This window comes from Agathobaculum sp. LCP25S3_E8, from assembly GCF_052117165.1.
In the GTDB taxonomy this organism is placed as follows: domain Bacteria; phylum Bacillota; class Clostridia; order Oscillospirales; family Butyricicoccaceae; genus Agathobaculum.
Genome location: NZ_JBQKJR010000094.1, coordinates 1 through 6,560, shown reverse-complemented (window position 1 = coordinate 6,560; position 6,560 = coordinate 1). Strand labels below are relative to the sequence as shown.

The window sequence follows — 6,560 nt, the reverse complement described above, 5'->3', positions numbered from 1 at the left end:
TACATGAACATGAAGCATCTGGAGGCGACCGTTGAGGATGCCTCCATTGCTGGCTGACTTCATTCATAACAGAGTCTGCGAACTAAAGTGCGAAAAATTCTTGACACGACCGAAAAGGAGCGAGCAGAGACACAGCTTTTACAGGAACAGCACAAGCTGGAGCGTCTGGAGAACAGAAAGAAATATCTGGAGAAAGGCGAACGCACCAAGCGCACCCACCGCCTTTGCAATCTGGGCGGCACGATTGAGAGCCTTGCCCCGGAGGTCAAAGATCTCACACGCACCGAAATGACAGAGCTGATGGAGTACATCTTTTCTCTGTCCGAAGTCCAGCGAGCCGTCCGACACATGGCGATTACCCACATCAACCAAGCAAACAGAGGAAAGGAGCAGAAAGCCGATGGCGATATTCCACTTCACAGTCACCCAGACCAAACGCAGTAAAGGTCAATCCGCTATCGCTTCTGCCGCCTACCGTTCCGGCGAAAGATTGTATAGCGAGTATTACGGCGAGTACAGCGACTACACCCGAAAGGGCGGCGTGATATGCTCAGACTGGACTCGTAGTTCACATCGTAGCTTCTGATTTTGCAGGCATCGCCGCTGTTTCCCTCTACGGTATAGACCCGGCTGCCGTCTGTGCCGATGACGATGCCCACATGGTCGGCGCTGCCGTCCAGGTCCCAATCGAAGAAGATGGCGTCGCCGGGGGCCAGATTGTCATAGCCGCGCGCGCCCCATTGTCCATGAGATTGGAACCAGGGAACCCCTTGGGACTGGCAGCCTGCAAAGCGCGGTTCAGACAGACCCATCTGGCCGTAGCACCAGGACACGAAGCAGGCGCACCATTCCACGCGGGAATTGAAACCGTACCAGCTCCAGTAGGGCTGACCACCCACATTTCCCACCTGACGTTTGGCCAGTTCCACCAGCCCCGGGTTGCCGGGGCGTGTGCCGTTTACAAACTCCACACCGTCCAAACTCTCGGAATCACTGGTATTTGTGGAGCCGCCGCCGAAGATCAGCGGCTTGTTGCCCAGCGTCTGCCGGTACACCTGATACATTTCCAGCTGGTCAGGGGTCAAAAGCTCTGTGGCAAGAGAGGAAATGGGGCGGCTCTCCAGCTTGACATGAAGAATCCGGTATTCATATTCGTGTTCGTCCCCATCTTCATCTGTATAGGTACGAATTTGGACTTCCTCGGTCAGTGTCAAGGTGTATTGGGCTGAAAACACTCGCTCCAGCTCCGCCTGTGCGCTCTGCCGGGTATAGCCCTGCAACACAGCAGACAGATAAGCCGCCAGCTCATGGGGGTCATGCCCGATCATATCCAGGTCATAACGGTATTCGTCATATCCCGGATGGCTGCTTTCGATGTTGTCGATCTCGGCTTGCAGCACCGCTTCTCTGGCGGCGTAATCGGCCTCCACCGCAACAAGTTCCGGGTCATCCGACGGATAGGTAGAGCCGGAAATGGCAGAACCAATGCTCTGCGCCATCATGGAGCAGGAGGACATGGTGTTGAGCAACAGGCAGATGAGAAGAAAAATCGCACCTACAAGCAAAAAGCCTTTTTTATGGCGCATAATAAATGCTCCGGCCTGCTGTGCCTTTTCCTTGACCGTCTTGGCGGCCTTGCCGGTCTTTTTTGCGGTGTTGGCGGTGTTTCCGGCGCGCTTGGCGGCGTATTCCTTTTTGATGGCCTGTTTCTGCTGCCAGCGTGAAAACGGATTGCTGGTAAGCTGGGGATTTTCCCGCAGGGACTTTTGATACAGGGCATTTACATTGGCCTTTTCCAGCTTTTGCTCCGCCTGTGCCGCCTTGCGGTAAGGTTTCAGCTTGTGACTGCGGTAGCCTTCCCGGAACAGCCGCGCACCGGTTTCGACAGCTTCCTCGGACTTGTGGGCGCTCTCCACGCCCACATTGTCCTGTTCTGTTTTACGGATTTCCTTGTGGAGTTTCCCCAGCGCCGCATCTCCCGGAGCATCCCGGACCGCATGGGACAGCTTGGAGGGCGGTTTTTTCTTGTCCTCCAGCACCAGTTTGGTGGTCACTTTGCCGGTCCCCAGGTCCACCGTTTTTTGCCGCACCTGCTTTTTTCGGATTTTCGCCTGCGCCCTGTCTGCTTTGGCGGCGGCCCGGTCAGCCTTGCGGATGGGCTTTTCCAGCGCCGGGTCAGCGCGTTCCTCGTCTGTAAAGTGCAGGCGCGGTTCCTTACGCATACCAGCCACCCGCCATCAGGTCATTCAGCAGCACACAGGTTTCCGCATATACCGGAATCTGAATGGTTTCTGCCGGAAAGACCGTTGTGGACAGGAAAAGCGCCATCAGGGTTCCTCTTGCCATGTCCCGATCCTGAATCGGGCTGCCAATAAACAGCTTGGGAACATCCGGTATGCCCTCTGTCCAGATATGGTGAATCCGGGTAAATCCGGCATAGCCCTTGGGCGTGAGATTTTTTGCTGCCTTTTCCTGCTCATAGCAGTAATGGACGGCAGCGCGAAGCAGTTCTACCATCTGCTCACAGCCGCTGACAGCGGCCAGAAGCAGACCTGCGCCTTTTTCAATTTCTTTCTTTGTCATGCTGTTCATCCTCCTTTTTTAAGTCCAACGGTTTCGTGGTCATAATGCGGTACAGTTCCGTATTCTTGGGGAAATGGTCCACAAACGGCAGGATGGTGGAGCCGTAGAACAAAAGTCCCTCGCCCTCGCCGGAGTGGGTCACATAGGAAAGCTGGTGCGGGGAAATGCCCAGCTGCTTGGCGAGAATCTGCCGGTCTCCGCCCGCCTGGTTTAACATATACACGAAGTCGGAGTTTTCAAAGATGTTCTCTACCTCGCGGCTGCTCAAAAGGTCTTTGACATTCTGGGTGATACCTGTCGGAATACCGCCCCATTTACGGAATCGCTTCCAAATCTCCACCGTATAAGCGGCGGTCTGTTCCTCTTTCAGCAATAAGTGCATCTCGTCAATGTAGTAACGGGTGGACTTGTGGGCGGCACGGTTGATGGTAACGCGGTTCCACACCTGATCTTGTACCACCAGCATCCCGATTTTCTTCAGCTGCTTGCCCAGTTCCTTGATGTCATAGCAGACGATACGGTTGTTGATGTCCACATTGGTCCGGTGGTTGAACACATTGAGGGAGCCGGTCACATAGATTTCCAGCGCTGTGGCGATGTACTGTGCCTCTTTTTCCTCCTGCGCCCGCAAGAGATTATACAAATCCTCCAGAATGGGCATATTCTCCGGGCGCGGGTCGTTCAGATAGTCCTGATAGACCAGCCGCACACAGCGGTCGATGATGGTTTTCTGCACCGGCTGCAAGCCCTCTTTGCCGCCCACGATCAGTTCACACAGGGACAGGATGAAGTCGGACTTGAGAGACAGCGGGCTTTCATCGTCCGAATAGTCCAGGTTCAAATCCATGGGGTTGATGTAGTTGGTGGAAGTGGGCGAAATCTTGATGACCTGTCCATGCAGACGCTCCACCAGCGGGGCATATTCCGCTTCCGGGTCCAGAATTTCCACCTCATCGGAAGTCAGCAGGAAGCAGTTGGCGATCTCTCGCTTGGCGCTGAAGGACTTGCCGGAACCCGGTGTGCCGAGAATTAGACCGTTGGGGTTTTTCAGCAGCTTTCTGTCCACCATGATGAGGTTGTTGGACAGAGCATTGATGCCATAGTACAGCGCTTCTTTACCGTTCTGGAATAATTCCTGGGTGGTGAACGGCACAAAGATTGCCGTGGAACTGGTGGTCAGCCCCCGCTGAATCTCGATCTGATTGAGACCCAAAGGCAGGCAACTCATCAGCCCTTCCTCCTGCTGGAAGTCCAGCCTTGTCAGCTGGCAGTTGTATTTCTGCGCGATGGAGCTGGCTTGGAACACATTGTTGTCCAGCTGGCGGGGATTGTCTGCGGTGTTCAGCACCAGGAAGGTCACAAGGAACATTCGCTCGTTGCGGCTTTGCAAATCCTGCAAGAGCTTTTTGGCCTCGACACCATAAGTGGCAAGGTCGGAAGGGATGATGTCCATGTCATATCCGGCACGGACAGCTTTTTTCTGTTCCTCAATTTTGGATTTATCCAGATCGGTGATTTTCCGCTTCACCGTCTTGATGGCCTTGATCTGATCCACCGACTGAATGTGCATACTCACAATGAGCGAGCTTTCCATATCCAGAAAATCAGCCAGCATCCGGTCATTCAACTCCGGCGCTAAAATCTGCAAAAAAGAAACCGCCCCGTATTTCTTGCCCATACGGAACTGCTTGCCGGTGCGGAACTCAAAGGAGCTGGGGGCGATAAAGTCCTTGGTGGACAGACCGCTGGTGGAGAGCCAGTCCCACTCAAACCGGAACGGCAGCTGCTCATCCATGTGGAAGATACCATGCAGCTGGGCAAGCCGCGCCTTTCCATCCAGCGTTTCCGCCGCTACGCCCAGCCGCTTGAAGTTATTGAGAATGTCGGTCTCAATGCGCTCCAAACGGGGCTTGGCCGCCTTGATGCTGTCCGCGTCAATGCCAAAGGTGAGATACTTGGTTTTGATTAGGCCGTTGTTGCCCTTTGCCAGCTGGTTTTGCAGCATGGTGGTGTACTCCACCCGGATACTGTCAAAATCATCCCTTTGAAGGGGGATGTTGATGGCGCGGGCAAAGGTTTCCTCCGATGCTGCAAGGTTCAAAAAAGACAGCTCAAACTGAATCGAGCTGTCGAAGTAGTTGAGAAAATCGCACCAGCCCTCGAAGATCGCGGTTTTATCCTCGTTCTGTGAAAGCTGATAATTGATGTCCTGAAATTGAATGGTTTTTGTGTAGTGACCGTCTGATACCCGGCAGATACCGTCCGGCCACATCCGTTCATAAGAGATGCTGTCCTGCGCGGATTTTTCCTTTTTGTCCGTGCGGTTGGCGCGGGCAATGGCAGCTTCAATCTGCTTTCTGTCGGCGCGGGACAGCTTTTTCTTTGTTTTGACCGGCTGCACAGCTTTTTCCTCGTTTTTTCCGAACAGCTGGTGCAGCCAGTTTTTGATTGCCGTAAACAATGTGTGACACCTCCTCGTCGAGATTTGCCTGCCGCTGCAACACGGCATAGAAGTTATTGGTGCGGTAGGGGCGCTGCCTGGGGCGGATCACCGTGACGCGAATGATATTGCCCACAATCTTTTCCAACGGCTGGCCATGCTTTTCGTACATCGCCAGCAGGAAGAAGGGCAGCATAACCAGCATCATACACATGGCAGCCACGCTGTTTCCCGCAGGCCCCCGGAGCAAAAAGAAAAGCGGTACGCCGATCAGCGCCCCGCCGCCGAAGCAGACCATCTGCCTCTTGGTTAAGTTGAACGCGACCTTGGTTTTGACTTTCGTAAGGTCCTTGGGTACGGGTACATAAGCCAATGTGGAAACCTCCTTCCGTTTTAGTGCGCCTGAAAGACTGATTTTGCGAGACTGCCGGTTTTGAACAGCGTAAAGCACAGCAGCACGGTGTAGCCCACGCAGCTCCAGATCGCCATGATGATGTCATCTTCCAGAGCGATGTTCTGCACCAGCACAGCATAAATTGCCACGCAGACGATGATGAGAAACGCCTGAAAGCCCAGCGCCAGCAGGGAGCGCAGATAGTTCTGGCCCATGCCGCCCCATTCCTTGCCCATCATGGCAGCCATAGGGATGGGCGCAACGGATGTCACAAGGTAAATTTCAATCATACGGCCATAAATCACGATGAAGATGCAGATATACAGCGCCCACATGGTAACGCCGATAAACATACTCTGGAACCAAAGCCCGAACAGCGGACCCAAATCCATTTCCATCAGCCGGGGTTCCATGTCCGTAAGGACAGAGGAAATATCAATGGCGGTATCCGAAGAAATGATGCCGGATGCCTGTGCCACCACACTCTGCGCCATATCGAACACGCCCATGACGATATTCCATGTATTCGTGACAAGGAGTATGGCTGTGGCTGACTTGAACACCCATTTGAAAATCATCCAGGTGTCCACATCATGCAGGTTGTTTTTGTCGGTAATCATCTGGATCAGTTCCAGCGTCATTACAATCGCCAGAATCACACCGGCGATGGGAACCATGATGGAGTTGGACAGATTCTCAATCATACTGAAAATGCCGCCGTTCCAGCCCTGCGGCGTTTGCCCAACCTGTACGGATATATCTCCGACCTGCTGGTTTACAGAATCGAACATCCCGGACAGGTTGCCCATAATGCCGCCTACCAGCATTTCTTTCAGCCAATTTGTCAGGGCTTCAAGTAAGAAATCCATACGGTGTCAACCTCCTTTCCGCCGCCCCCGCAAAACTGCGGGAACGGCAAGGATTTCATACGGAGACGCTTAGACAGAGAAAAGCCCGGAGAGCAGAGGTACAAGGACCATACCAACAACAGCTACACCAGCACCGGCCATGAGCTGCTTCATGCCCTGTGATTTTGCTAATGTGTGATAAAGAAGCATTAGAAGTGTAAAAAATTTTGCCGTTCCTATCCGGCACTTGGCCATTGTGTCGGATAGGTCGGGCGGTTATTCGGGCAAGTCAATC

At 53.7% G+C, this 6,560-nt stretch carries 5 protein-coding genes and 3 pseudogenes; 2 read left to right on the top strand and 6 right to left on the bottom strand.

What is annotated here, in order from left to right; translation table 11 throughout:
- Positions 1 to 87: 87 nt before the first annotated feature.
- The gene (locus ACTQ34_RS17065) at positions 88 to 444 is read left to right on the top strand and encodes a DUF3847 domain-containing protein (protein ID WP_441364813.1); all 357 of its coding nucleotides are present in this window, start codon (positions 88 to 90) and stop codon (positions 442 to 444) included.
- A pseudogene (locus ACTQ34_RS17060) lies at positions 401 to 574 on the top strand (MobA/MobL family protein); the annotation flags it as partial. The gene ACTQ34_RS17065 and the pseudogene ACTQ34_RS17060, both read left to right, overlap by 44 nt.
- Here ACTQ34_RS17060 and ACTQ34_RS17055 read toward each other — a convergent pair.
- The 6 genes and pseudogenes from ACTQ34_RS17055 to ACTQ34_RS17030 all read right to left on the bottom strand — a co-directional run.
- Positions 561 to 2,222: pseudogene (locus tag ACTQ34_RS17055) on the bottom strand (CD1108 family mobile element protein); the annotation flags it as partial. The pseudogenes ACTQ34_RS17060 and ACTQ34_RS17055 sit on opposite strands and share 14 nt — an antisense overlap.
- Positions 2,215 to 2,583, bottom strand: a complete 369-nt coding sequence (locus ACTQ34_RS17050) for a hypothetical protein (protein ID WP_226915919.1) — start codon at positions 2,581 to 2,583, stop codon at positions 2,215 to 2,217. The pseudogene ACTQ34_RS17055 and the gene ACTQ34_RS17050, both read right to left, overlap by 8 nt.
- Positions 2,564 to 4,984 carry a VirB4-like conjugal transfer ATPase, CD1110 family gene (locus ACTQ34_RS17045; protein ID WP_441364814.1) on the bottom strand — a complete coding sequence of 807 codons (2,421 nt, stop codon included), beginning with the start codon at positions 4,982 to 4,984 and terminating at the stop codon, positions 2,564 to 2,566. Before ACTQ34_RS17045 ends, ACTQ34_RS17050 begins: the two co-directional genes overlap by 20 nt.
- Positions 4,929 to 5,396: a PrgI family protein gene (locus ACTQ34_RS17040; protein WP_154473817.1), complete on the bottom strand. Its 468-nt coding sequence runs from the start codon at positions 5,394 to 5,396 to the stop codon at positions 4,929 to 4,931. Before ACTQ34_RS17040 ends, ACTQ34_RS17045 begins: the two co-directional genes overlap by 56 nt.
- Positions 5,397 to 5,416: 20 nt before the next feature.
- Positions 5,417 to 6,286, bottom strand: a complete 870-nt coding sequence (locus ACTQ34_RS17035; RefSeq protein WP_154473816.1) for a VirB6/TrbL-like conjugal transfer protein, CD1112 family — start codon at positions 6,284 to 6,286, stop codon at positions 5,417 to 5,419.
- 69 nt (positions 6,287 to 6,355) lie between these two features.
- Positions 6,356 to 6,454 (bottom strand): annotated as a pseudogene (locus ACTQ34_RS17030) (Maff2 family mobile element protein); the annotation flags it as partial.
- Between the last annotated feature and the right edge of the window lie 106 nt (positions 6,455 to 6,560).